Origin of the sequence: Desulfomicrobium baculatum DSM 4028, assembly GCF_000023225.1 — a bacterium.
Taxonomy (GTDB): domain Bacteria; phylum Desulfobacterota; class Desulfovibrionia; order Desulfovibrionales; family Desulfomicrobiaceae; genus Desulfomicrobium; species Desulfomicrobium baculatum.
In genome coordinates this window covers 922,631-947,605 of sequence record NC_013173.1, presented here as the reverse complement: position 1 = coordinate 947,605, position 24,975 = coordinate 922,631, and the positions used below count along the sequence as shown (strand labels likewise).

Here is a 24,975-nt window from a genome sequence, read left to right as displayed (position 1 = left end):
CTATCTCACCGTGCGGATGATCTCCGAGGCGATCATCTGCAAAGGTGAAACCACATCCACGACACCGGCCTCGGCTGCGATCTTGGGCATGCCGTAGACCACGCAGGACTCCTCGTCCTGACCGATGGTCACGGCCCCGAAGCTTTTCAGCACCTTCAGGCCCAGGGTCCCGTCGCCACCCATGCCCGTCATGATGACGCCGGTGGACAAGGCACCGTACTCGCGGGCCACGAAGCGGAACATGTAGTCCACAGAGGGCTTGCAGTTGTTTTCAGGCGGATCGTCAGTGACCTGGATGATCTTGGTCCCGCCCGGGCCCGATGCCACGCGCATGTGCCTGCCGCCGGGAGCGATGTAGATCACGTCCGGACGCACGATCTCGTTGTGCTCGGCTTCCCGGACCTCGTACTGACACTTGGAGTCCAGGCTCTCGGCCAGGGATTTGGTGAAAACAGGCGGCATGTGCTGGACCACGAAGATGGGTACCCCAAGTTTCGGGAGCTGCGGCAGCATCTTGGTCAGGGCGTTGGGTCCGCCGGTGGAGATGCCGATGGCCACGGCCTTCGACTTGCCTGTCCGCCGGGACGAAGCCAGCACTGTCGGTGCGGGCGGAACTGACGATACTGGCGCGGCCGCAGTCACGGGGCGGTGTCTTTGCTTGAGCAGGGACCGAAGCTCAAGCCGCTTGGCAAAGGCTTTCACCCTCGGCCCGATGGCGTTGCGGAGCAACTGCACATTTTCCTGCATGACATCGGCGTCAGGCTTGGCAATAAAATCGAAGGCCCCGAGCTCCAGGGCCCGCATGGTGATATCACTGCCGCGCTTGGTCAGAGTGGAGAGCATGATCACGCCCACATCAGGGTAGCTTTTCTGGATCTCCTGCAGGGTTTCCAGACCGTTCATGATCGGCATTTCCACATCCAGCGTGATCAGGTCCGGCTTCAAGGACGCAATACGGGTCAAAGCGATCTTGCCGTTATTGGCGGTGCCGACCACTTCAATCCCGGGCATCTCGGCGAGAATGTCGCCCACCACCTTGCGATACATGATGGTATCGTCCACAACCAGAACGCGCAGATTCATCCAGACTCCTTGAAATAAAAGACTTAATCGTCAGAAAGCACTTCACCGACATCGAGCACGGCGATAAGATCCCGGGCGGACTTGAGCACGCCCCGAAAATACTTGCCCTTGAGGCCCTTGATGTTGGAAGGCGTCGGCTCCACGTCTTCCCATTTGGATGTGACCACGTCGGTTATGCGGTCGACCAGCAGGCCGATGTTTTCATCACGGGAATTGACGATGATGATGCGGCTGGTCTCCGTGGTTTTCGACGGCGCCAGGCCAAGCTTGCGCCCCAGATCGATAATGGTCACGATCCTGCCGCGCAGGTTCATGATGCCAAGCACATAGGACGGAGCCTGCGGCACCTTGGTCATCTCCATCTGTCTGTTCATCTCCTGAATGAGATTGATGTCAATCCCGCACAGGGCCGAACCTACGTAAAAGCAGGACAGCTGCAAGGCACCCGTCTTTTCTTTGGCCTGCTGTTTCATGCACTTCTCCTTGATAGAGCTCTAGGCATCACTGGTACACCGTACACGCTTTAGAAAGATTCCCTGGCTCGCGGGTTCCGGGGGATCGCCCACACCCGCGACCATCAGGAGGCGTAACGCTTCAGCCACTCGTAGATGGACTGCAGGAGGCGCTCCTTGTCCAGCTTTACCTGATAATCGTCAATGCCCACGGCCTTGCCTTTAGCCACATCCTCATCCCCGGCCAAGGACGTCAGGGCCACTATGGGCATCATGGAAAAACGCTTGTCCTGACGGATGAGCCGGGCAAGTTCGAATCCGTCCATATTCGGCATCTCGATATCCGTGACCACGAGGTCAAATTTGTCGGGTTCTGCGTCGAGCATGTTCCAGGCGACCAGTCCGTCCTCGGCCACATCGACCTGATACCCGTCATCCTCGATGAACTTTCTGACCTGGTTGCGGAAAAAATCCGAATCCTCGACCAGGAGCAGATGCGGCACCCCGACCTCGCCGGCGTCATCGGCGATCTCTATGCTGCCGCGCACGGCGAACCAGTCGGGCTGGACAGTCTGGATGAGCTCGTAAATATCGACGATGAGGGTCGTGTTATCACCAATGACCGCCGAACCGCTGATGCCGGGCTGCTTCAAGGTGAAACTGTCGAGGTTCACCCGCGCCTCGATGGCGTCCACCGGCGGCTTGGCCAGCAGGCCTATCTCATGACCGGCCATGAGGAAGACGATGACGATGAGTTCGCCCGTGAGGTCGAGCAGGCCCACGTTGGTTGCCTGATCCAGGGAGAAGACGGGCAGGGTTCCGCCCCGGTATTTGATGACCCGGCGTCCGCCGACCTCTTCGATCTCCGCGGCGTCGATGAGCTCCACCCGGGCCACAAGGTCAAGAGGCACGGCGCAGTATTCCTGCGGCGTATTGCGGAAGACGAAGAGGGAGAGTTTTTCCGGGCCGGTGACGGCCTCGGCTTCCTTGGTCACCTGCTGCTTCTCGCGGGACACGCTCAGGCTCAGGTCACCCAGGCGGCCAAGGCCGGCCACGTCGAGGATCAGCGCGACATGTCCGTCACCCATGATGGTCGCGCCCGCATAGCCCTGACACTCCTTGAAATGGCGTCCCAACGGCTTGACCACGATCTCCACCGAGTCGTGGAGCTGGTCGACCACCAGTCCGTAACGGAACTGTCCGGCCGAAACCACGACGAGGTTGACGTCGGCCGAAATGCATCCGGCCTCCTGGACTTCATCAAGTCTTTTCTCGCCGCGCAAAATCTCGCCGACCATCTTCGACGCCTCGCAGGAGTTGTCGTCAAGGCCGAGCACATTGGAAAGATAGAGAAGCGGGATGAGCTCCCCGCGCAGCAGCAGCACCTCGGCGTCACCCACCAGTTCCACCCGCTCCGTGATCTGGTCGACGGGGATGCGCAGCAGCTCGTCGACATTGACCTGCGGGATGGCGTAACGCTCCTGGCCCACGGAGACCAGGAGGCTGGGGATGATGGCCAGGGTCAGCGGCAGCTTGATGCGGATGGTCGTGCCCTTGCCCCGCTCGGTCTCGATGTCGACCTGGCCTCCAAGCTGGTCCAGGTTGGACTTGACCACGTCCATGCCCACGCCGCGCCCGGAAACATCCGTGACCTGTTCGGCCGTGGACAGGCCGGGCAGGAAAATCAGGTTGGCCTTTTCCTTGTCGGACATGGACTTGGCCTGATCCGGCGTGATGAGGCCCCGGCTCAAGGCCTTGGCCACGATCTTGTCGGTGTCGAGCCCCCCGCCGTCATCGACGATCTCAATGATGACCTGTCCCGCCTCGTGGTAAGCCTTGAGCACGATGGTGCCCAGCGCCGGCTTGCCGGCTCTGGCGCGCACGTCGGGCATCTCGATGCCGTGATCCGCGGAGTTGCGCACCAGATGGGTCAGCGGGTCGCCCAAGCCTTCGATGATGGTCTTATCGAGCTCGACATCGTTGCCTTCCAGCTGCAGGTCGATCTCCTTGCCCAAGGTGCGGGCCAGGTCCCGGACCACGCGCGGGAATTTGTTGAAAATATTGCCCACGGTCTGCATGCGGGTCAGCATGATGGTTTCCTGCAGCTCGGACGTGACCAGATCGATACGCTGTCCGGCCACCTCGATCTGGTGGATGGCATTCGAGGAAATGGCCTGCATGAGCTGATTGCGACTTAAGACCAGCTCCCCGGCCAGGTTCATCAGGTCCTCCAGCAGGCTGACATGCACGCGCAGGGAGTCGGGCTGGCTGATGGCGGATTTGGGCGCTCTGGGATCGGCCTTGCGGCTTGCATCGTCATCTGCCACGGGCTGCGGCGCAGGTTGCGGGGCCGGGGCCGGCGCGACGGGGGCGGCAGGAGCCGGAACCGAAGGCACAGAGTCCTTGGAGGGCGAGCTTAAGGACGAGGTCAGCGTCTCCCTGCTGAAAAGCTCGGAGATCAGGGAGTCCGTCCGGTCTTCAGCGGGGGTTTGCGGGGTCTGATCCAGAAGCTCCTGGGCAAAATCGGCCGCCGGAGCCTTGGGGTCGGAGGGCAGGTCGATGCTCAGCGTCGTGATGAACTCGCCTCCAAGATCCAGGAGCGCGGGCATGATGTCGTCCTCGATGATGGAGCCGAAAAGGACGAAAAAGGGAATGCGATTGGAAAAGTCGTCATCCTCCAGGGTGCCGACCGCCTCGAAATCGACTTTCAGATCAAGAATCACTCCGGTAGAGTCCATGCCTTTCAGGATGTCGAAGATGGTCTTGTTCTTACGCTGCACGTCATGGATCAGGTCGAATTCGAGAAGGTAGAGATTCTTCCCCCCCTTCTTGTTCTGGAGCAGATCAAACTCCGCGACCTCGAAGACGACGCGGCCCCGGCGATCCTTGACCTCGACCAGGCGATCCACGGAAGCCTTCTCCTCGCCCTCCAGATTGGCCGAAGCCGCCGCCGTCAGGGCCGCGACATGATCGTCGATGTATGCGTCGTTGCTCTCGGCCACATTGGAGATCAGATCGCGCAGCTTGTCGAAGGCCAAAAGGACGATGTTGACCACTTCCGGCTCAGGCACAAGCTCGCGGTTGCGGACCATGTCCAGAATGTTCTCGATCTTGTGCCCGAGGTCCTTGATTTTGGTCAGTCCCAGAAATCCCGCGCCACCCTTGATGGAATGCGCCGCGCGAAAGACCTTGTTGACCAACTCCACATCGATATCGGCGCCGGCCTGTTCAATGGCCAACAAATCGTTCTCGATATCTCCGAGGTGTTCAGCTGCTTCTTCCACGTACATTTGGAGAGTTTCGTCATCCATCATCATTGTGCGAACTCCATGTCGATTTCAATTTATGAGGCCTTCTTGCGCACCCACAGGCACCGTTCCCAAGTGCCGAGCCGTCCGCCGGCACTGTTGCTCTTAAAAACGCCATCGGGACAATTTGATCATTCGCCCCATTGCTCCGCCGTCAAAACCTGCTGCAATGCCCATCGGCCTTAATGGCGAGCATTCTCCGTCTGGCCGCGTCACGAATCCAGGTTCAAATGTTGGTCAAGACGCATCGATTTGAAAAGTTTGAGTATATTTTCGGAAGCGTTGGCAATGATCAGCTTCCCGCCTTTTTTCTTCATGGAGTTATGGGTTGCGATGATCACTCCGATGCCGATGGAGTCCATCATCCCCGTCCCGGCCAGATCAAGGCGCAGCTCTGTCGGCGATTCAGCCAACAACGAGGCCAGCTCCTGCTTGAACTGCGGGACCATGGAGGACACAAGGTCCTGGCCCGGAGTGATGGTGACACTGTTCCCTTCGCGGACGATAGCAGACATAGGCAACTCCTTGAAACAAAAATCATGGCTGGGAGGATCTTCTTACACAGGGGTCCGTACGATATCAATCTACATCACTGACAAAAATTTGCAACAAATTCTGATCGTTGCCCCTGATTTTTCGCATTTGTGAGCGGGGCGGCCTCAATATTGTCATACACAGCAGACATAAAAGACGTTTTTTGGCGGACAAAGAATATCCGCTTTATCCTTGTCAACATTATGAATTTCTGGAAAATATAAAAAGTCTTGCCGTTGACAGTCGAAAAAACGTAAACGCACCATAACCATTACCCAATGCAAAATGCTCCGATGAACTCCACCCACCCTGCGCCAACCGCCAACTCTCCCACTCCGGCCAGCATTCTTCTGGTCGAAGACAACGCCATTGTTGCCTTCGACATGCAACAGCGCCTGCAAAAACTCGGTTACCAGGTCCAGGGCATCATCGCCTCCGGCGAAGAGGCCATAGCGGCCGTATCCAGGCAAGCCCCGTCGCTCATCCTCATGGATATTTTTCTCGACGGAGGCATCGACGGCATCGAGGCGGCCAAGGCCATCCTCGAAAACACGCAGATTCCCATCATCTACCTGACCGGGCATGACGACGAAGAAACCCTGAACCGGGCCAAGATCACGGAAACCTTCGGCTACATCATCAAACCCGCGGAATCCCGGGACCTGCACGTAGCCATCGAGATCGCCCTCTACAAACACGCCGCCGCGCAGGCGCTGCAGAAAAGCGAACAGCAGTACAGGCTTCTTTTCGACTCCATGCTGAACGGCTTCGCCCTGCACGAGGTCGTGACCGACGACAAGGGAAAACCCAGGGATCTTCTTTTTCTCGATGTCAACCCGGCCTTTGCCAGCTTTTTCGACCTGCCCGCGAAAGACATTATCGGACGCAGCCTGCGTCAGCTCTCGGAGAAAGTCGAACCGTACTGGATCGACATCCTCGCCAAGACCGCCCTGACCCGCGAGTCCATCCGTTTCGACAGCTTCGCGGGATTTGTGGACAAGCATTTCTCCGTGGTCGCTTTTAGTCCCCAGCCTCGCCAGGTGGCCGCCATATTCGAGGACACCACCAGACGCAAGGATGCCGAAAAGCATCTGCAGCACCGAACCTTCCATGACGCCCTGACCAACCTGCCCAACCGCGCCCTCTGCCTGGACCGCATCCAGCAGGCCATGGAACGCAGCCAGGTGCGCGACGACTACCTTTTTGCCGTCGTGCAGATCGACATCGACCGTTTCAAGGACGTCAACGACAGCCTCGGGCATCTCGTCGGCGACCAGCTGCTCCAGTCCGTCGGACACGTCCTGCTCGATACCGTATCAGCCGTGGACACGGTAGCGCGCCTCGGCGACGATGAATTCGTGGTGCTGCTGGAGGAATTGCCCTCCAAAAAAACGGGCACGGCCACCATAAAGAAAATCAAGTCCGCGCTGAACCGCACCCTGGACATCGAGCACCACTCCATCCACATCAGCGCATGTTTAGGAGCGCTCTTCGGCCCCAACGAATGCACTTCACCCGAAAACTTTCTGCAGGGAGCCAACATCGCCCTGCGACACGCTCAGGAACAAGGACTCGATCAGCTCCGGTTTTACGCGCCGGAGATGCAGGACAAGGCCATCAAGAAACTGGATACGGAAACACGACTGCGCAACGCCATCAGCGAAAACGAGTTCTTCCTCGCCCTGCAACCGATTTTCTCCATTACCCAGAACGCGACCTTGAGCGGTTTTGAAGCCCTGCTGCGCTGGAAGCCCAAGCACAGGGGCTGGGTCCCCCCCAGCGAATTCATCCCCATCGCCGAACAGACCGGGCTCATCCTGCCCATTGGGCAATGGGTCCTGGAGCAGTCGTGCAAGGTGCTTCACTCCTGGGCCGAAAAATACCCGGGAAATACGCTCAGCGTGTCCGTCAACCTGTCCGCCCGCCAATTCTCCGACCCCGACCTGGTGCACAACCTGTTCAGCTGCATCCGCCACAACCGGATCAATCCCACGCAGCTCAAGCTCGAGATCACCGAAAGCGACGTCATGACCAACCCCGAGGCCACGATCCAGAAGCTTCGAATCATGAAGGAGCTTGGCCTGGCCATTCTGGTCGATGATTTCGGCACGGGGTATTCGTCCATGAGCTACCTGCAGAGATTTCCCATCGACACGCTCAAAATCGACCGCAGCTTCGTGACCCAGCTGGACAAGCACGCCAACCGCGTCATCGTGCGCACCATCATCAACCTGGCCCACAACCTGGGCCTGTCCGTGGTCGCCGAGGGCATCGAGACCGAGGCCCAGTGCCTCACGCTGCAGGAGATGGGCTGCGAGTATGCCCAGGGGTTCCATTTTTCAAGGCCGATCCTGCTCGATGAAATCGACGACTTCATCAGCCGGCATCTGAAAAAATAAAGGCGCTCCCGTCATGCAACGGCAGCGCCCCTCTTTCGTGTCACCGGGCCCAAAGAAACGGATTATCCCTTGGCCAGGATGCTCTTGGCCGGAATAAGACCCGTGGCCGCGGCCGAGACGATATTGCCGGCCACTCCCGGTCCGTCACCGGCCACGTAGAGTCCTTCTATGGCCGTCTCAAGATTCTCGTCGCATTCCACCTGCGTGGCGAAGAACTTGATCTCCGGCGCGTACAGCAGCGTCTCGTCGTTGGCCACGCCCGGCACGACCTGATTGAGCTTTTCAAGCCCCTCCACCAGATTGGTCAGGATGCGTTCCGGCAGGGCCATGGCGATGTCGCCGCACACGACTTTTTTGAGCGTGGGCTCGATGTAGCTGTTGCGGATGCGGTTCCAGGTGGACCGCCGGCCGCGCTTCAGGTCGCCGAAGCGCTGCAGGATGGGCTTGCCGCCGCCGATAAGGGTCGCCAGGCGGCCGATGGACTCGCCGTAAGCCTGATTGTCGGTCACAGGCTCGTTCAGGACCACCTTGGACAGAAAGGCGAAGTTGGTGTTCTCGCTCTTCTTGTCCATGTAGGCGTGGCCGTTGACGCAGACGAAATCCTGATAGTTTTCCTGGGCGATGAAACCGCCGTAGTTGGTGCAGAAGGTCCGGGTCAGGTCGTCGTACTTGGCGGTGCGGATGAAAAAGGTCGGGTCGTAGATGATGGAGCACAGGTCCTGCATGATCTCGTTGTGCACTTCCACGCGCACGCCGACCTCGATGCCGCGCTGGGTCACGGCCAGGCCGTGACGCTGCACGAGCTGTCCGACCCACTCCGCCCCGACCCTGCCCGGCGCCAGGATGACGTTGTCCGCCAGATACTCGCCCTTGGCCGTGGTCACGCCGCGCACCCGGCCATCCGTCACCAGGATGTCGACCACCTCCTCCTTGGTGCGCACGGTCACGCCCTTAGACTTGATGTACTCGACCATGCCGGTGATGTGACCGGGCAGGTTGTCGCTGCCGAGGTGCTTCTGCTTGATGACCAGAAGATCGATGCCGAACTTGCGCGCTTCCTTGCGGATGGAACGGGCCTCGTCGATATTGGTCGGATAGACTTTGCCGTCCATGTTGAAACGGTTGAAGATGCCTTCCGTTTCGTCGATAAGCGCGGTGGCCTTGCCCAGACTCATGAACTGGGTCAGATCGGTCTTGCCCAGCTTGGGTATGAAGTTGAGCTTGCCGTCGGAAAAAAGCCCGGCCCCGCCCATGCCCGAAAGAATGTTGCAGGGCTTGCAGTGGATGCAATCCTGCTCGCCGGTCATGGGACAGTTGCGGACCAGGGAATCACGCCCCTTCTCGATAAGAAGCACATCAAGGCTCGCCTGCTCGGCCAAGTGGAAGGCCGCGAACAAACCTGCCGGACCGCCGCCGACAATGATCACGTCATGGACTTTCTTGGGCATATCTATTTTCCTTCGACTTTCTTCTTGCGCGCGGACATGGTGTGCCGCTTCTGGGCCGAAAGCTCGATCTTGCGCAGACGGATGTTCTGCGGAGTCACTTCGACCATCTCGTCGTCACGAATGAAGTTAAGCGCCATCTCAAGCGTCATGGGCAGAACGGGGGTGAGAATGATGGCTTCATCCTTGCCCGAGGCGCGCATGTTGGTCAGCTTCTTTTCCTTGCAGGGGTTGATGTCGATGTCGTTGTCGCGGTTGTGCTCGCCGACGATCATGCCCTCGTACACCGCATCGCCCGGGCGCACGAACATCCGGCCGCGCGGCTCCAGGTTGAAGAGCGCGTACGGCACAGCCTGGCCCTGTCTGTCGCAGACCAGGGAGCCGGAAAAACGTGTCGGAAAATCACCCCGGTACTCGCCGTATCCGTCGAACAGGGAGTTCATGATGCCCGTGCCCTTGGTGTCGGTCAAAAATTCGTCCCGGTAGCCGATGAGCGCGCGCGACGGCACGGAAAATTCCATGCGCACGCGACCGCTGCCGTTGTTGACCAGATTGAGGAGCTTGCCGCGGCGGATGGACAGTTTCTCCGTGACCACGCCCATGAAGGACTCGTCGCAGTCCACGTAGACGTGCTCCAAGGGCTCAAGGAGCTTGCCGCCATCCTTCTTGTAGATGACCTCGGGCCGGCCGACGCCAAGCTCGAAGCCTTCGCGGCGCATGGTCTCGATGATGATGGCCAACTGGAATTCGCCGCGCCCCTTGACGACCATGGAGTCCTTATCCTCGCTCTCCTCGACCTGGATGGCCACGTTGGTCAGGGCCTCTTTTTCAAGACGGTCCTTGATCTTGCGCGACTGCACGATCTTACCCTCGCGACCGGCAAAGGGCGAGGTGTTGATGGTGAAGCGCATGGACACGGTAGGCTCGTCCACGTCGATGCGCTTCAGACGCACCGGGCTCTCTTTGAGGCAGATGGTGTCGCCGATGCCGACCTTGTTCAATCCCGCCATGACCACGATGTCACCCATCTCGACGGCGGCCTGATCCTTGAGCTGCATGCCCTCGTAGGCCTGCACCTTGGTCGGGCGGAAGGAGTACTGATCGTTTTCGCCGATGCACAGCAGATCGGCCTTTTCCTGAAGCAGGCCGGCCTTGATCTTGCCGATGACCAGACGGCCGAGGTAGTCGGAATACCCCAGGTCGGAAACAAGCATCTGAAACGGCGCGGCGGGATCGAAGCGAGGGCCGGGAATGCGTTCCAGAATGAGGTCGAACAGGCAGGACAGATCCGTGCCCGGTTCCTCAAGCACCGGAGAAGCCACGCCGTCGCGGCCGATGGCGTAGAGCACAGGAAATTCAAGCTGGTCCTCGTCAGCGCCAAGGTCGATGAACAGGTCGTAGACCTCGTCCAGCACTTCCTGCGGCCGGGCATCGGCGCGGTCGATCTTGTTGACCACGACCAGGATGGGCAGGCTCGCGTCCAGCGCTTTTTTCAGCACGAAACGGGTCTGGGGCAGCGGGCCTTCGGAGGAGTCCACCAGCAGGACCGCGCCGTCGACCATGGACAGGGCGCGTTCCACTTCCCCGCCAAAGTCGGCATGGCCGGGGGTGTCGACGATATTGATCTTCACGCCCTTCCAGCGCACGGAACAATTCTTGGCCGCGATGGTGATGCCGCGTTCGCGTTCCAGATCCATGGAATCCATGATGCGGTCATCCACGGCCTGGTTGTCCCGGAACACTCCGGACTGTCGGAACATGACGTCCACCAGGGTGGTCTTGCCATGGTCAACGTGAGCTATGATAGCGATATTTCTGATATTGTCATTATTCTGCATGGTGGGCATATTTTCCTCGTAGAGCATAAAAAACGGCTTCCTTAACTGAAGCCGATGTGGAGCGGTCGCACGGCGCACAACACACGGCGCACGACACTATTTTTCCATTACGCGCACCTTTCGTGCGACGTCAAGAAGGAAAGAAACGAAAAAAGCGGATCTTTATTTAGGGCGCAAGTCCGGAAAGGCGGCCGTTTAAGGCAGCTAGCGGCAAGAGAAAAGCCTTGAAGCCTATTTGAATGTCCCGCAGCGCATGTTGCGAATGGCGTCCTTGAACTGGATTTCGGCAGTGCAAGGCTTCATGAGTTTCTGGACATAACCCAGGCCAAAGGTCGGATGATCAATGACATCGCCGATCTGAAACGTACGCTCCATGCTGTAGGTCAAGGGCTTGGCGCAAGGGGTGACCAGCTTTTCCCACTGCTCGGCCAGAGCCAGGGCCTGCTTGGTGGAGGCCAGGGCAGCCTTCTTGGGGCGCGGGGTGGCGGGCTTCTTGACCTTGGGCTCGGCAGTAGGAGACACGTAGGCGTGACGTGCGTTACAAACCTTGCACTCGACCTTGGCGATCTTCTCACCGGACATGACGACCACGTGATGGTCGGTCACGGTCTTGCATTTCTTGCATTGAGATTCGACGGAACTGCCTGCTTGTATTTGATTTTCTGTCATAATCGATCCTTTAAAGTAACGTTGCGGGAAAAAAAAGCCACAAGGGAAAGTCCTTGTGGCATGTTCTCTATTAAAGCACCCTACCCCCTTCCCGTGCGCGAGGCAATGGGCGAGTTTTGCCATTTTGTCATACAAGGTCAGTTGCGGTATTCGGACCGTTGACACCGCGCGTCTCACCGCGCATTGTGCCCGCTTCTCAGGGCGGGGTGCAATTCCCCACCGGCGGTGTCCCGTTTTTTGGCGGGGAGCCCGCGAGCGCTTCCGGGGGTCCGGAAGGTCAGCAGATCCGGTGAGAAGCCGGAGCCGACGGTGACAGTCCGGATGAAAGAGAAGACGGCCGCCGTTCACGGGCGTGAACGGTTTTTTGCCGCGCCCTGATTCACGCTCAATTCCAAGGAGAACCACCGTGAATCAGACTTCAGAGAATTTCGAGAACACCCCTCCCCGCGTCCGGGTCGAACGCGCCCTTGCGGCCTTGCAACAAGGCCGGGGGGTGCTGGTCACCGACAACGAAAACCGCGAAAACGAAGGCGACCTGATCTTCGCCGCCGAGTCCCTGACCACGGCCCAGATGGCCATGCTCATCCGTGAATGCAGCGGCATCGTCTGCCTCTGCCTGCCCGAGGACAAGGCGCGCGCCCTGGAGCTGCCGCCCATGGTCCACAACAATTCCAGCCGTTACCAGACCGCGTTCACCGTTTCCATCGAGGCCGCCACGGGCGTGACCACCGGCGTGTCCGCCGCCGACCGCGTGCGCACGGTGCAGGCCGCCATCGCCGATGACGCCCGGCCGGGGGATCTGCACCGGCCCGGACACATCTTCCCGCTCAGGGCCCGGCCCGGAGGAGTGCTGGAACGCGAGGGGCACACCGAGGCCACCGTGGACCTCATGCGCCTGGCAGGCCTCAAGCCCTGCGGCGTCTTGTGCGAAGTGACCAACGAAGACGGCACCATGGCCCGCATGCCCCAGATTCAGGAATTCGGAAAACGCCACGACCTGCCCGTTGTGACCATCGACGACATCAAGGAATATATCCTGGCCTCGGCGCAGGCCGCGATCTAGACCGCGATCGGCCATAAGGCGCGGCGCATCCCCTGACCGGGACGCGCCGCGCCTTCCCCGCAATTCCCGACTGGACTTTTGCCGCGCGTCTTTGTAGCCGCACCCCCATGACACCCGCCATAAACGCCGCCAAAAAAGCGAAAATCGACATTGTCGTGCGCGAATACGCACATGATCCCGCATGCGCCTCCTATGGCCTTGAAGCCGCCGAAAAGCTCGGCGTCGATCCGGAGCGCGTCTTCAAGACCCTGGTCGCAGACCTCGGCGGGGAACTGGTGGTGGCCGTCATCCCGGTGGAGGCGATGCTCGGCCTCAAGCACTTGGCCAAGGCCGCCGGGGCCAAGAAGGCGGCCATGGCCGACAAGTCCCTGGTGGAACGGACCACGGGGTACGTTCTGGGCGGGGTCAGCCCTTTGGGGCAGAAAAAGCGGCTGCGCACCTTCGTCGACGCCTCGGCCACCGCTCATGCGACCATCCTGGTCAGCGGCGGCCGTCGCGGCCTGGACATTGAAATCGCCCCGGCGGATCTGGCCCGTATGACCGGGGGCGGTTTTGCCCGGCTCACGCAATAGCCCCATCGCTCCTGCATTCGCGACGCATGTCCGCGTCATGGCCTCGCATGCGTAACCGCCACGGGTGCCCGCTCCGATGCGTTACGCAATTTTGTCTTACATTCGCAGCGCTTGACATGATTCCCGATCTCGGGCTTAAAGTCCGAGCGTTCAGCACCCCGTAACGCAAGATCATGCAGAGGCGTCATGGCTCATATACACGGCAGCGCGGTTCACAGTAGCATCACCCGGGCCAGCGCCCGGCGCAAAGACATCCTGCTGCGCCTTGTCCTGCCCCTGCTTTTCGTCCTGATGCTGGCGGCGGCAGGCCTGTATGCGTTCAACCAAAACCAGCCATGGATCACCGCCTTCTTTGCCGTGTTCTTCATAGCGGCCATCCTGCGTTTCGAAGAGCTTGGCCTGACCCTTTCGCACTATCTCTCGCATTCACAGACAAACGCCCGGGCAGCCCAGATCGTCAACAAAGCGTTGCGGCAACTCCCCGACGAGTACCATGTCTTCCATAATTTGCATTTCGAAGGCACCCAGCTCGACCACGCCGTCATCGGCCCGAACGGGCTCTTCCTGATCAAGACCAGAAGCCATCTCGGGAATATCACGGCCACGGGCGAGTCTCTGCGCCTCAACGGATGGCCATTCCTACTGGACATGCTGACCCATTGCTGGAACCAGACCCAAAAACTGACCAAACACTTGGATTTACAGTACACAGGCGGAGTGCGCCCCTGTCCGGTGCTGTGCTTCAGCCGGGCCAGCGTCGGGATTACAGGCCCTGTTCGCGCAGCGCTGGTTGTCGAGGCCGGAAACCTGGTGCAGGCCATCCTGGCCCACGACGACCCACTGCCTGCGGACAAGATCCATGTGCTGATCGAAAAATTGTCTGCATTGGTAAGCTCCCAAACCGGGCCGCGACTCAGCGCTACAGGCGGACTCCACAACGACTCCGATATGTCTCGCCCGCAGCCGAACTCAAATCGCCCTATTTGCACCAGGTGCGGCCACCAGCCAAGCCTGGAAGAATTTGAGCTCTTTTCCGGCGAATGCCCCAAATGCGGCCGACTCTATTCCTTTATTCCGGATGAGTCCGAGGCCGCACCAGCGGACCAACCCCATAAGATTCTTTGGAAACCGAGCATCCCGCAACTTGCGGTGACTGTTTTACTCATTGCCGGCTACACGGGATACATTGCCCACAGACAAGGCCTCTTGAGGATGGAACATATGTTCATCCAAACAGGGCAGACAGCCGGTGCCGAACCCGAAGCCTCCGTAGCACCCGCACCAGCTGCAAGAAATGCCGCTGATTCCCCCGCCCCCATGGTGGGGCAACCCAAAAATAGCGGCAATCATACCAGTCCTGCGCTAAAGGACATCTTGCCGTCAGTCGAGGCGTCCAGGGCCGACGCGATCGAAGGCGAACCCGCGTCCCCGGTCTTCTCCCAGTCCAATGACGATGCGGCATCCACGCCTGAACCGGAACCCGAAGCAAACTCCTCCGCCACCGCGGCAGCGCATTTGGATGTGAATGCCACATCCCCGGATACGGATGCGCATTCCGGTGAAAAACACCAGGACGCGCCATCGCCCACTGCGACACTCCCCAAGCCTAAAGCCGAAGTCGCGGGCAAAAGCCTTCCCCAAAGCACGAAAGAGTCGTTCGATCAGGGCAGGCTCGTCGTCACCTCTCCGCGCCCCCTTGTCTTGTGGTTCAAAAACCAGCAGACTTGTAAGGAGTTCGGCCCCTTCGAGATAAAGGGCAAGAGCGTGCGGGACATTGTCCTGCCCAAGGGCTTCTACAGCGTGGTGTATCTGGAAAGTGGAAAACGCAGGCACACGACCATGAGCTTTCTGAGCGATCAGGGGCAACTCGATTTCTAACCCCGCGCCCATGCGCGGCCTTTGGCAACGATACAAAAGGTGCGGTCACGCCCGGCGTGAAACAAAAAAAAACCGCGTCACGAAAAGCTCTCGCTTTACCGTGACGCGGTTTTTTTCGCAGTTATGCGCTGGATGTTAGATGATTTTCTGCCGGATCTTGGTGACCACGATCTCGGCCACGATGACCACGGCAAAGATGCACAGGAGGATGAGCGAGACCTGGGTCCAGCGGAACAGGTCGATGGCCGTATCCAGGGCCATTCCGATTCCGCCGGCGCCGACCAGGCCGATGACCGCCGACTCGCGCACGTTGATGTCCCACCGAAACAGGGTGATGCCCCAGAAGGCCGGGGAAACCTGAGGCCAGTAGGCTTTCAGGAAGATGCTCGGCCACGGCGCTCCCGCCGCCTTCAGGGCCTCCACCGGCCCCTTGTTGCATTCCTCCAGGGCCTCGCCCAGAAGCTTGCCGCAAAAGCCGATGGACCTGAATCCGATGGCGATCGTTCCGGCCAGGGCGCCGGGGCCGAAGACCGCCACGAACAGGATCGCCCAGACCAGCGTGTTCACCGAACGCGAGGACACGAGGATCAGCCTGGCCAGCCAGTTCAGGGCAGGGACGGGGGTAATGTTCTTGGCCGCCAGCAGCGCCACGGGCAGGGACATCACCAGCGCCAGAATCGTTCCCATGCCCGCGATGTGCATGCTCTCAACCAATGCCTCGTGCACGCCGTCCGGATAATAGGCATAGTCCGGCGGCCACATCCTTTCGAACATGTCCGCCATCTGGGTCGGGGCGTCGTACAGGAATTCGGGGACGATCTGGACCGTGCGCATGGACACGACCAGGGCGATGACCGCAGCCAGATAGATGGTGAACCGCGCCAGGCGCTGGGCCGGGGTAAAGCGTTCCCAGATGCGACTAGTCATTGAACACCGCCTTGACTATGGATGCGAGATACTCGCCGAGCATGACGAGGACAATGATGGAGATGAGAATGGCGGCCAGGAAATCGTAATCGAAACGCTGGAAGGCCGCGAACAGGGTGCCGCCGATGCCGCCCGCGCCGACGATGCCGACCATGGTCGAATTGCGGATGTTCGCGTCGAACTGGTAGGTTGCGAAGCCGATGAAACGGTTCAGCACCTGCGGCAGCACGGCATACAGGATGACGCTCATGAACGGGGCTCCGGCCGCCCGGCAGGCCTCCACCGGCTTGAGGGAAATCTCCTCGATGGCCTCGGCGAAGAGCTTGCCGATAAACCCGATGGACGCGAAAACCAGGGTCAGGATGCCCGCCAGAGGGCCGAATCCCACCGCCTTCACGAACAGGATGGCAAAGATGACCGGATGGAACGAGCGACAGATCGCAATGACAATCCGGGCCGGCCAGGTCGCCCAGGTCGGCATCAGGTTGCGCGACGCGGCCAGGCCGATGGGCAGGGAAAGCGCCACGCCGAAAGCCGAGGCAATCACCGCGATTTCAAGTGTCTCCAGAAGGTTGCCCAGCAACAGCTTCCAGCGCTCGAAATTGGGCGGAATCATGCTGCCCAGGAATTTTGCGCCATTCTCAAGGCCGATCACAAAACGGTCCCAGGTGATGTCCAGAGACCAGAATGCGATCACGCAATACCCGATCACGGCGAGCCACCCCAGCCGCGCAAGCCAATTGGGCTTGAAGGCTCTTCTGGTGATGGCCGCGCTCATGACAACCAGTCCTCGCCGCCGTAGATCTCTTTGAGATGCGCGTCGGTCAGATCCGCAGGCGGACCATCGAACACGATGCTCCCCAGCGACATGCCGATGACCCGGTCCGCAAAGCGTTTGGCCAGATTCACGTCATGAATGTTGATCAGCACCGGGATGTCGTGCGCCTTGGAGAAATCGTTCAAAAGGCCCATGATCTCGACGGAGGTTTTGGGATCAAGGGACGAGGTGGGCTCATCGGCCATGATCACGTCCGGGTTCTGCATCACGGCCCGGGCAATGCCCACGCGCTGGCGCTGCCCGCCGGACAGGGCGTCGGCCCGCTCCGTGGCGAACTCGCTCAACCCGACCATGTCGATGAGCTCGAAAGCCCGGTCGATGTCGTGCGGCTCGAACTTGCGCAGCCAGGCCCGCCAGACCGGCACGAACCCGAGCCGGCCGCAGAGCACGTTTTCGATGACCGAGAGGCGCTCCACCAGATTGAATTCCTGAAAGACCATGCCCACATGGTGCCGGGCCAGACGCAGGTCCTTGCCCGAGAGCCGCGTGATTTCGTGTCCGGCCACGGTGATGGTGCCGCTGGTCGGGTCGATGAGGCGGTTGATGCAGCGCAGGAGCGTGCTCTTGCCCGTTCCGGAAGGGCCGATGATGGCCACCGTGGAACGCCCACGGACCTCGAAAGAGATGTTTTTGAGTACCGGTTTGCCCGGCACGTAAGCCTTGACCAGATCCTTTACGATCAGGGAACGGGAGGCATTCCCCCCGTTCCCGCTATTGTGTGGTGACGTCACGATAATGCCTTGTATTGGGTTACTGCTTCTTGGCTTTCTTTTCCGCGTCCGCCTTTTCCTTGGCGATCATGGCCTGCAGGCCTTCTTCATTGTAGCTTGCGCCCGTGGCTTCGGCGATGTCGCGAATGACCGCCCAATCCTTCTGGTAGGTGATGGGGAAGAAACGATCCGCGCCGTCAAAGGCCTTCTTCATCTCTTCGGTGTAGCGATAGGAGAAGAACGCTTCCTTGATCTTCTCGACCAGTTCCGGGCACAGCTGGCTGGAATAGCCGAAGGACGACGTGGGGAAACGGGGGCTGGTGAAGATGATCCGAACGGCACCTTCATCGACACGGCCGGCGCGCAGCATGCGCTCGTAAACGTCGGAAGCCACGGGGGCGGCGTCATAGTCGCCATGCACCACGCCCAGTACGGACTGGTCATGCTTGCCGGAGTAGACGACAGTGTAATCTTCGTCGGGCACTATGCCCTGGGCCGGGAACAAGGCGCGGGGTGCCAGGTTGCCGGAGTTGGACGAGGGCGAGGTGTGCGCGACCTTCTTGCCCTTGAGGTCGGCCATGGTCTGGATGGGGCTGTCCTTCTTGACGATGACGATCAGATTGTAGCCCTGAAATTCCTTTTCGTCGCCCTTGACGGCGATGGGCACATAACCGGCCAGATTCACGGCAAAGCCGGTGGGGCCGGTGGAATAGCCAGCGATGTGCAGGCGGCCGGAGCGCATGGCCTCGACCTGGGCCGAGTTGGAATGCACGGTGTAATAAATCACGTCTTTACCCGTGACCTTCTTGATGTGCGCCTGGAAGTCCGCAAACAGGTCCTGATACACGGCGGGATCTTCCACCGGGGTGTAGGTGAAAACCAGAGTCGAAGGATCCTTGCATTCGCCGGCAGGCGCGTTGTCGGCAACCAGATCCTTGTCGTTGTCGCAATACATGGTGTCCAGTATGCCGCGATTGGAACATTCCTCCGCAAACGCGAGGCCCGCGAAGGCCAGGATCAGCACCGCAGCCAAAAAGCCCAAGAAACCCTTCTGCATGATCATCTCCTTGTTACATTGTTTATTATCATGGCGCATGCGCCAGCCAATTCTAGGCAAAACCGACTCAGACGCGGCCATATCGACTGGAGCCGGCGACAGGGCGTCCGCTCCACATTCACATTCGTTATGGAAAGGGTCTGTTCACTTTCGAACAAAAAAAAATCCAAAAACGCCTTTTCGCGGAAAAGCCGGTATCCGGCCCTCGCGTCCACAACACGGATTTTCCCTGATCGCGACGACGCAAAAAAGGCGTTTTGGCTTGAACCGCCAAGCCCCCTCCCCTGCCCCCGTTCCGTCCTTCAAAAATGTAACCGAATTGTAACGTTAGTGCAACGTGAAGTCTTGGCGACCGAGCAGGTTCAGGGGTATAAAATACAAAAAAAAGGGGCTTTCGGATTCGCACCCGAAAGCCCCCAAGAGGATGGCCGTGTACTTTTATTTTCGCAGCATTCCGGTCAGAAGACGCAAATGCGTGCGCTCCTCGTCGATGCAGGCCTGAACGAATTTTTTCTCCCCTTCGGGCACGAATTCGCGCATCTCCAGGAAAAACATGATGGTGTCCTTCTCAAAACCCATGGCCGTCTCGATGGCTTCCTTCGCCGTGCCCATGAAGGTCTTCAGATGGGCCACGTCGCCCAGACGGAACAGGGTGTGGGAATCGAGCAGATATTTCAGGTAGTCCACATACTCGTCCTCCTCGGCCCAGGCCGGAAGCTCGACCTGCCCTACCCGCTCATAGAGCTTGGCGAAGATCTCGCGGTGCTTGGTCTCCTCCTTGGCCAGGAAGGAGAACAGGTCTTTTAATTTGGGCTCGGTGGTGGTCTCGACCAGGCGGTTGTAGAAGACCTCGCCACGGGTCTCGACTTCCTGCGCGGCCAGGAGAATGTCGGTAGCCTTGAATATTCCTGCCATAAAACCTCCTAAAGTTCCGAGGGCAGCTCTTTGAGCTGGGCATAGGTGAAGACGGGACCGTCCATGCACACGTATTTCGTGCCGATGTTGCAGCGGCCGCAAATGCCCACGCCGCATTTCATGCGTTTTTCCAGGGTGGTGAGGATGTTTTCGTCCTCAAAACCAAGTTTCTTCAAAGCCTGCAGGGTGAACTTGATCATGATGGGCGGGCCGCAGGTGACGGCCACCGTGTTCTTGGGCGAAGGATTGATCTCAAGCAGCACGTTGGGGATAAGGCCGACCTTGTGCTCCCAGCCGTCGGACGGGTTGTCGATGGTCAACACGGTGTTGACGTCCTTGCGCTCAGTCCATTCCGGCAGCTCGGCCTTGTAGGTCAGGTCGGCGGGGCTGCGCGCGCCGTAAAGGAGCGTGATATCCCCGTAGTCCTTACGGTTGTCGAGCATGTAGGTGAACAGGGTCCGAAGCGGGGCCATGCCGATGCCGCCGCCGACGAAGACGATGTTCTTGCCCTTCAAATCCTCCAGCGGAAAGGAATTGCCCAAGGGGGCGCGTACGCCGATCTGGTCGCCGGGCTGCAGCTGGTGCAGGCGGGTGGTGACCTCGCCCACGCGCATGACGCTGAACTGCAGGTAGTCCTTGCGGGTCGGGGAGGAGTTGATGACGAAGGTCGATTCGCCCACGCCAAAGACCGAGAGCTGCCCGACCTGGCCGGGCCGGAAGGTGAAGGCCTTCATGCGCTCTTCGTTGTTGATGACGATGCGGAAGGTCTTGATGTTGTGCGTCTCCTGGATCACTTCGACAATGGTGGCCATGTCCGGGAGATAGGGATTGGCATTCATTCGGAGTACTCCTGTGCTGCTTTCACGATCTGCCGGATATCGATTCCGGCGGGGCACTGCTTGATGCAACGGCCACACCCGCAACAGGCCATGACGCCCCCATGCAGGTCCGGATAGTAGCTGAACTTGTGCCCGACGCGGTTTTTCAGACGATGGGCCTTGGTCGGGCGCGGGTTGTGGCCGCTGCCTTCCAGGGTGAAGGTGTGGGACATGCAGTTGTCCCAGCTGCGGATGCGGCGGCTTTCAAGGCCAAGGTCGTCATCGGTGATGTTGAAGCAGTAGCAGGTCGGACACATGTAGGTGCAGGCTCCGCAGGAGATGCACTTGGCCGACTGGGCGGCCCAGAAGTCCATGTCGTCGAAACGGGCCAGCAGTTTGGCCGGGGCGGAGACGTAATCGTGGGCCTCGCCCATCATCTCGCGCGCCTTGGCGTTCTTGGCGTCGGCCTCTTTGCCCTTGTCGCCGGCGTCCGTGAACAGGGCGGACTTCAGGACATCTTCCCCTGCGGGAGTGACCGAACGCGCCACATAGCCCTCGCCCACCAGGGTCAGGAGCACGTCGGAGCCGTCCGGGTCCGCCGGACCGCTGCCCACGCTGTGACAGAAGCAGGTCGTCTCGGGCCGGTCGCAGGCCAAGGAGATGAAAACAGTGTTGTCCCGGCGCGTTATATAGTACGGGTCCTTGGTCTTGTCCGTCTCATAGACCGGGTTGAAGATAAGCTTGCCGCGCGCCCCGCACGGGCGGCAGCCGATGACCACGCTCTTGCCCTCGGGCAGGGTCTCGGTGATTTCCGGCTTCTTCTCCGGAATCTCGCGCTTGACAGTCAGCAGGGTCTCGGTCTGCGGGAAGGTTGCGGCCTTGGGCGACACCGCCGCCATGCGCGAATGCAGATCAAGGACCATCCCCGGCAAAAAACGACGGAAGGTCACAGTGCCGCAGCCGGCCACGGGCGCAAGCACGCGGCAGGTGGCGGACAGCTCCTCGGCCAAACGGATGAGGTTCTCTTTTGTTATGAATCGTTCCATTACCAGCCTCGCTCGTTGATGCGCTCTTCCTCGACCTTGAAGGTCAAGAGAGGCGGGGTCTGTTCCAGAGCCATGCCTGCCTGCAGTTCGAACACGTCCTTGACCTGCTTGTTCATCCAGCGCCGCAGCAGCATGAGCGGGATGTCCACGGGACAGGCCCGCTCGCATTCACCGCATTCCGTGCAGCGTCCGGCCAGATGCGAGACATGCACCATCTGGAACATCATGTTCTCGGCCGGGGAATTGTCCTGGCTGATCCACAAGGGGTCGCGGCTGGTCGCTATGCAGTGGTCGCGGCAGACACACATGGGGCAAGCGTTGCGGCAGGCATAGCAGCGAATGCAGCGGCTCATGGTTTCCTGCCAGAAGGCGAGCTTCTCGGCATCAGACTTGGCCTCGAATTCGTCCTGACAGGCCAGGCTCGCGGCCGGGGTCGGAGTATGCGGCGCGCCGATCAGCACATCGGAGATGATGGCGTCGGGCGTGGCGCAGATCAGGCATTTGTCGGCCAGAACTTCGGAGAGTTTCAAGGTCGCGGCCTGACCGGCCACGGTGATCTTGAGGTCGCCCCCGCCGATATCCACCGACTCCACGAAGCCCGGATCGGCAGGCAGCGCCGCGCGGATCTTGCGCTGGCTGACCACGCCGTCGCAGCACAGGCCGAAAATGACGACCTCGTCGCGTTTTATCAGATTTTCATTCAAAAGCTGGATCACGCTCTTGCTGTCGCAGCCCTTGACCACCACTCCAATCTTCTTGCCCTTGAACCCGGTCAAATAGGTGACCAGATTGTGCACGGCCAGGGGGCCTATGATAAGCCGGTCCAGATCCGCCTCGGTGCGGATGAAGAGCGGCGTGGCGTGAAGCGGGTCATAACCCTGCTCCCAGCCGATGACGCACTCAAGCTCGCCGAGGTGGCTCTTGATGGCATTTTTGAGATCATCCAATTGGGACATATGTCCTCCTGTTATTGCAAATCTATCCGTGACACGGGCACGTCTGCCCCTGGCCGGCCTGCACGGCCAGCGTGTTCCAGTCCGCCTCGGAAGCCGGGTTGAAGGTCGGCGCGGGCCCGAGCTCATGGATACGGCGCGTGAACTCCGTGACCACATGCTGCCAGCGCTGCCCTTCCGAAGCCGAAACCCAGGTGTATTCGAAACGCCGCGCGTCGATGCCGGTGATGGGCAGGAAGCGTTTGAGCATTTCGAGCCTGCGCCGGGCATAGAAGTTGCCTTCGGCGTAGTGGCAGTCACGCGGGTGGCAGCCGGACACGAGCACTCCGTCCGCGCCGTTCATGAGCGAACGGACGATGAAGAGCGGGTCGATACGGCCCGAACAAGGTACGCGGATGACGCGCAGGTCCGTGGGCTGAGTGAAGCGGGACACACCTGCGGTGTCCGCGCCGCCATAGGAGCACCAGTTACAAAGAAAGCCGACTATTCGTAATTCGCGAACATCTTGGGCGGGCATAAGGCGTTCACCTCCGCGAGGATCTGGTTATCTGTGAAATGCTCGAGCTGGATGGCCCCCTGGGGGCAGGTCACCGTGCAGATGCCGCAGCCCTGACAGACCGTGTCGATGACCTCGGCCTTGGGATTGCCGAAGCGATCCTGGACTTCCTTGATGGCTCCGAACGGACAGGTCTGGATGCACTTGCCGCAACCCACGCAGCGCGCCGGGTTGACCCTGGACACGGCCGGATCGGATTCCAGTTCCTTCTTGGAAAGAAGGCCCAGAACCTTGGAAGCGGCGGCGCTGCCCTGACTGACGGAGGCCGGAATATCCTTGGGGCCCTGACAGGCGCCGGCTAGGAACACACCGGCGGTGTTGGTCTCGACGGGCTTGAGTTTGGGATGGCTCTCGACGAAGAATCCGTACTGATCCGGAGCCACGCGCAGTTTTTCGCCCAGCTGTACCGCACCCTTGGCCGATTCCGCGCCCACGGCCAGAACGACCAAGTCGGCGGGAACCTCCACCTGCGTGCCGGCCAGGGTGTCGGCGCCGCGCACGATGAGTTTGTCGCCCTTGGGATAGATCATGGCCACGCGGCCGCGCACGTACTGCGCCCCATACTCCTCCATGGCCCGGCGCACGAACTCGTCGTAGAGCTTGCCCGGCGAGCGGATGTCCATATAGAAAACGTAGGACTGGGAATCGGGGATGTGGTCCTTGGTCAGGATGGTCTGCTTGGCCGTGTACATGCAGCAGAAGCCCGAACAGTACGGACGGTCCACGGACTTGTCGCGCGAACCCACGCACTGGATGAAGACCACGTTCTTGGGCTCCTTGCCGTCGGAGGGGCGCTTGACGTGTCCGCCGGTCGGGCCGGAAGCCGAAAGCATGCGCTCGTACTGCATGGAGGTGACCACGTCCGGGTAGCGCCCTTCGCCGTACTGCGGATACTTGTGCCAATCGAAAAGGTCGTAACCCGTGGCCACGACGATGGCGCCGACATCCACGTTGATCAGCTCGTCCTGCTGCTCGAAATCGATGCACTTGACCGGGCAGACCTTGGCGCACAAGCCGCACTTGCCCTTGGTCAACATCAGGCAGGATTCGGCGTTGATGGCCGCCTTCTTGGGGATGGCCTGCGGGAACGGGATGTTGATGGAAGGCGCGTTGCAGAGGTTTTCGTTGAACTTGTCGGGAAACTTGCGGCTGGGGCATTTTTCCACGCACAGGCCGCAGCCCGTGCAGTCCTTCCAGTTCACGTAGGTCGCCTTCTTGCGGATGGTGATCTGGAAGTTGCCTACGTACCCGCCGACAGCTTCGATCTCGGAACAGGCATACAGGGTGATGTTCGGATGCTGGGCGATGTCGACCATCTTGGGGCCCAGAACGCAGGACGAGCAGTCCACCGTGGGAAAGGTCTTGTCCAGCTTGGCCATCTTGCCGCCGATGGTCTGCTCGCGCTCGACCATGATGACTTCCTGACCGCCGTCCGCGCAGTCCAGCGCCGCCTGGATGCCGGCCACGCCGCCGCCGATGACCAGCACGCGCTTGACCGTCTCGAAGCGTTTGGGGATCAGCGGCTTGTCGCGGCGCAGTTTTTCCACGGCCATGCGCACCAGCTCGGCGGCCTTGCCCGTGTTCAAATCCTTTGATTTGCCGATCCAGGAGACATGCTCGCGGATGTTGGCCATTTCGAACATGTAACGGTTCAGGCCCGCGCGCTCCACGGTCCGGCGGAAAGTGGGCTCGTGCATGCGCGGGGTGCAGGAGGCCACGACCACGCCGTCGAGATTCTTGTCCTTGATGGCCTGGATGATGGCATCCTGTCCGGGTTCGGAACAGGCATACATCGTGTCGGTGGAGAAAACCACGTCCGGGTAGGTAAGGGCCGTCGCCGCAACGGACGGACAGTCCACGGTTCCGGCAATATTGCTGCCGCAATGGCAGATAAAAACACCAATTCGCATCGCG

At 60.1% G+C, this 24,975-nt stretch carries 21 protein-coding genes and 1 riboswitch; of the genes, 4 read left to right on the top strand and 17 right to left on the bottom strand.

The annotated features are described in order from the left end of the window. From DBAC_RS04425 to DBAC_RS04410, 4 genes are all read right to left on the bottom strand, one after another. Window positions 1-1,083 (bottom strand): protein-glutamate methylesterase/protein-glutamine glutaminase, encoded by a 1,083-nt coding sequence (locus DBAC_RS04425; protein WP_015773088.1) that lies wholly within the window; start codon window positions 1,081-1,083, stop codon window positions 1-3. 23 nt (window positions 1,084-1,106) lie between these two features. Beyond that, window positions 1,107-1,556: a chemotaxis protein CheW gene (locus DBAC_RS04420; RefSeq protein WP_015773087.1), complete on the bottom strand. Its 450-nt coding sequence runs from the start codon at window positions 1,554-1,556 to the stop codon at window positions 1,107-1,109. Between the two features lie 104 nt (window positions 1,557-1,660). Further along, window positions 1,661-4,852: a hybrid sensor histidine kinase/response regulator gene (locus DBAC_RS04415; protein ID WP_015773086.1), complete on the bottom strand. Its 3,192-nt coding sequence runs from the start codon at window positions 4,850-4,852 to the stop codon at window positions 1,661-1,663. 203 nt (window positions 4,853-5,055) lie between these two features. Further along, window positions 5,056-5,358 (bottom strand): STAS domain-containing protein, encoded by a 303-nt coding sequence (locus DBAC_RS04410; RefSeq protein WP_015773085.1) that lies wholly within the window; start codon window positions 5,356-5,358, stop codon window positions 5,056-5,058. 312 nt (window positions 5,359-5,670) lie between these two features. Between DBAC_RS04410 and DBAC_RS17650 the strand changes: the two genes are divergently transcribed. Beyond that, window positions 5,671-7,776: a putative bifunctional diguanylate cyclase/phosphodiesterase gene (locus DBAC_RS17650; protein WP_015773084.1), complete on the top strand. Its 2,106-nt coding sequence runs from the start codon at window positions 5,671-5,673 to the stop codon at window positions 7,774-7,776. Between the two features lie 62 nt (window positions 7,777-7,838). Here the strand turns inward: DBAC_RS17650 and DBAC_RS04400 are convergent, their stop codons facing one another. The 3 genes from DBAC_RS04400 to DBAC_RS17645 all read right to left on the bottom strand — a co-directional run bounded on the left by DBAC_RS04400 (window position 7,839) and on the right by DBAC_RS17645 (window position 11,728). Beyond that, window positions 7,839-9,224, bottom strand: a complete 1,386-nt coding sequence (locus DBAC_RS04400) for an NAD(P)/FAD-dependent oxidoreductase (RefSeq protein WP_015773083.1) — start codon at window positions 9,222-9,224, stop codon at window positions 7,839-7,841. 2 nt (window positions 9,225-9,226) lie between these two features. Next, window positions 9,227-11,068, bottom strand: coding sequence for a translational GTPase TypA (gene typA, locus DBAC_RS04395; RefSeq protein ID WP_043811722.1), 1,842 nt, complete (start codon window positions 11,066-11,068; stop codon window positions 9,227-9,229). A gap of 222 nt (window positions 11,069-11,290) precedes the next feature. After that, window positions 11,291-11,728: a hypothetical protein gene (locus tag DBAC_RS17645; protein WP_015773081.1), complete on the bottom strand. Its 438-nt coding sequence runs from the start codon at window positions 11,726-11,728 to the stop codon at window positions 11,291-11,293. A gap of 188 nt (window positions 11,729-11,916) precedes the next feature. After that, window positions 11,917-12,065: riboswitch (FMN riboswitch) on the top strand. Between the two features lie 69 nt (window positions 12,066-12,134). Here DBAC_RS17645 and ribB point away from each other — a divergent pair. The 3 genes from ribB to DBAC_RS04375 all read left to right on the top strand — a co-directional run bounded on the left by ribB (window position 12,135) and on the right by DBAC_RS04375 (window position 15,241). Continuing rightward, window positions 12,135-12,791, top strand: a complete 657-nt coding sequence (ribB, locus tag DBAC_RS04385; RefSeq protein WP_015773080.1) for a 3,4-dihydroxy-2-butanone-4-phosphate synthase — start codon at window positions 12,135-12,137, stop codon at window positions 12,789-12,791. Between the two features lie 107 nt (window positions 12,792-12,898). Beyond that, on the top strand, window positions 12,899-13,363 hold the full coding sequence (ybaK, locus tag DBAC_RS04380; protein WP_015773079.1) for a Cys-tRNA(Pro) deacylase: 465 nt from the start codon (window positions 12,899-12,901) through the stop codon (window positions 13,361-13,363). A 186-nt stretch (window positions 13,364-13,549) separates the two neighbouring features. Further along, window positions 13,550-15,241 carry a nuclease-related domain-containing protein gene (locus DBAC_RS04375; protein ID WP_015773078.1) on the top strand — a complete coding sequence of 564 codons (1,692 nt, stop codon included), beginning with the start codon at window positions 13,550-13,552 and terminating at the stop codon, window positions 15,239-15,241. Window positions 15,242-15,376: 135 nt separating this feature from the next. Here the strand turns inward: DBAC_RS04375 and phnE (DBAC_RS04370) are convergent, their stop codons facing one another. The 10 genes from phnE (DBAC_RS04370) to DBAC_RS04325 form a co-directional block, all read right to left on the bottom strand. Beyond that, entirely contained in the window at window positions 15,377-16,168 is a 792-nt protein-coding gene (gene phnE, locus DBAC_RS04370) for a phosphonate ABC transporter, permease protein PhnE (RefSeq protein ID WP_015773077.1), read from the bottom strand. Further along, the gene (gene phnE, locus DBAC_RS04365; protein WP_015773076.1) at window positions 16,161-16,946 is read right to left on the bottom strand and encodes a phosphonate ABC transporter, permease protein PhnE; all 786 of its coding nucleotides are present in this window, start codon (window positions 16,944-16,946) and stop codon (window positions 16,161-16,163) included. The genes phnE (DBAC_RS04370) and phnE (DBAC_RS04365) overlap by 8 nt, the downstream gene beginning before the upstream one ends. Continuing rightward, window positions 16,943-17,737 (bottom strand): phosphonate ABC transporter ATP-binding protein, encoded by a 795-nt coding sequence (gene phnC, locus DBAC_RS04360; protein WP_015773075.1) that lies wholly within the window; start codon window positions 17,735-17,737, stop codon window positions 16,943-16,945. The genes phnE (DBAC_RS04365) and phnC overlap by 4 nt, the downstream gene beginning before the upstream one ends. A 19-nt stretch (window positions 17,738-17,756) precedes the next feature. Continuing rightward, window positions 17,757-18,773 (bottom strand): phosphate/phosphite/phosphonate ABC transporter substrate-binding protein, encoded by a 1,017-nt coding sequence (phnD, locus tag DBAC_RS04355; protein ID WP_015773074.1) that lies wholly within the window; start codon window positions 18,771-18,773, stop codon window positions 17,757-17,759. 438 nt (window positions 18,774-19,211) lie between these two features. Next, complete coding sequence (locus tag DBAC_RS04350; RefSeq protein WP_015773073.1) at window positions 19,212-19,688, bottom strand: ferritin-like domain-containing protein; 477 nt, start codon at window positions 19,686-19,688, stop codon at window positions 19,212-19,214. A gap of 8 nt (window positions 19,689-19,696) precedes the next feature. Next, a complete protein-coding gene (locus DBAC_RS04345) occupies window positions 19,697-20,527 on the bottom strand; it encodes an FAD/NAD(P)-binding protein (protein WP_015773072.1) in 831 nt (276 codons plus the stop codon). Further along, window positions 20,524-21,552, bottom strand: a complete 1,029-nt coding sequence (locus tag DBAC_RS04340; RefSeq protein WP_015773071.1) for a 4Fe-4S dicluster domain-containing protein — start codon at window positions 21,550-21,552, stop codon at window positions 20,524-20,526. The genes DBAC_RS04345 and DBAC_RS04340 overlap by 4 nt, the downstream gene beginning before the upstream one ends. Then, window positions 21,552-22,508 (bottom strand): 4Fe-4S dicluster domain-containing protein, encoded by a 957-nt coding sequence (locus DBAC_RS04335; protein ID WP_015773070.1) that lies wholly within the window; start codon window positions 22,506-22,508, stop codon window positions 21,552-21,554. Before DBAC_RS04335 ends, DBAC_RS04340 begins: the two co-directional genes overlap by 1 nt. 22 nt (window positions 22,509-22,530) lie before the next feature. Further along, window positions 22,531-23,022 carry a hydrogenase iron-sulfur subunit gene (locus tag DBAC_RS04330; RefSeq protein ID WP_015773069.1) on the bottom strand — a complete coding sequence of 164 codons (492 nt, stop codon included), beginning with the start codon at window positions 23,020-23,022 and terminating at the stop codon, window positions 22,531-22,533. Next, a complete protein-coding gene (locus DBAC_RS04325; RefSeq protein ID WP_015773068.1) occupies window positions 22,989-24,971 on the bottom strand; it encodes a CoB--CoM heterodisulfide reductase iron-sulfur subunit A family protein in 1,983 nt (660 codons plus the stop codon). Before DBAC_RS04325 ends, DBAC_RS04330 begins: the two co-directional genes overlap by 34 nt. Between the last annotated feature and the right edge of the window lie 4 nt (window positions 24,972-24,975).